We start from the raw sequence: 974 nt of genomic DNA, 5'->3' as shown, positions 1-974 counted from the left end.
GATGGCGCCTCCTATCATCGCGCCGGGGCCGTGCGCGAGCTCGCTCAGGAGCTGTCGATCACCCTCCAACCGTTGCCCGCCTATAGCCCAGACTTCATGCCGGTGGAAGCGCTGTGGCGATGGTTACGCGAGGAGGTCACCTACCATCATTGTCACGCCACGGCCGAGGAATTGGTTCAACGGGTCAACCACTTTGTTCACACCATCAATGCCGATCCCTTCGCCATCGCTGACCGACTCTGGACCAAAACTACGCTCGATCCAGAGGAAGAGAAATTACGCATCCCGGCCTAGTCGAGGTTTAGAACTGCTGAGCAGGCAGACAGGTGGTTGACAAATACGAGAAATTTTCTGTCGATCTACAGGATTCGGTGGTTTGACGATCCAGGTAGCGTTTGAGCAGCGGTTGGTACGATCCGCGACTGGATCGACCGCGCGCACACCAGTCCAGGTCTGCTCATCCTGCCGAACCGGAAATCCATAACGCGCCGCTCGAACCCCACGCCGCTCGCTCCAACGACCCAAGCCTTTTCCTTGATCTCTACAAGATCATCTGTATCGATTCCGGGTACCCAACCCATGGCCGCCGTCCATCGATTGTCAGACAATGGCTGGCATGACAGATCATTTGGGCGTACCCGCCATGCCTGATGTAAAGCGACCGCTGCCGATCAGCCTCCAGACCTTCCGCAAGCTGCGCGAGGGCGGTTTCAGTTACGTGGATAAAACCGCGCACATCGCCACCCTGACGCAAGACACCGGCGCCTATTTCCTCTCGCGCCCGCGCCGCTTCGGCAAGAGTCTGTTCGTCGATACGCTCAAGGAAGTTTTCGAGGGAAGCGAGGAACTCTTTCGCGGACTGTACATTCATGACCGCTGGGACTGGGAACAGCGTTCTCCGGTGATCGTGCTGAATTTTGCCGCCGGGGTGATCCAGAGTCGCGCGCAGCTCGACGAGATGCTCGCCGAGCACT

At 58.3% G+C, this 974-nt stretch carries 2 protein-coding genes; both read left to right on the top strand.

Going from position 1 to position 974, the window contains the following annotated elements; all coding sequences use genetic code 11:
* Positions 1 to 294, top strand: a 294-nt coding sequence (locus GJ668_RS19805; protein ID WP_186343029.1) for a transposase, incomplete at its 5' end; no start/stop codon positions are given.
* Positions 295 to 643: 349 nt separating this feature from the next.
* The coding region (locus GJ668_RS19800) for an AAA family ATPase (protein WP_155451798.1) at positions 644 to 974 on the top strand (331 nt) is incomplete at its 3' end.

It is taken from the genome of Allochromatium palmeri, from assembly GCF_009720725.1.
GTDB lineage: Bacteria > Pseudomonadota > Gammaproteobacteria > Chromatiales > Chromatiaceae > Thermochromatium > Thermochromatium palmeri.
This window is presented reverse-complemented; position numbering and strand designations above follow the sequence as displayed.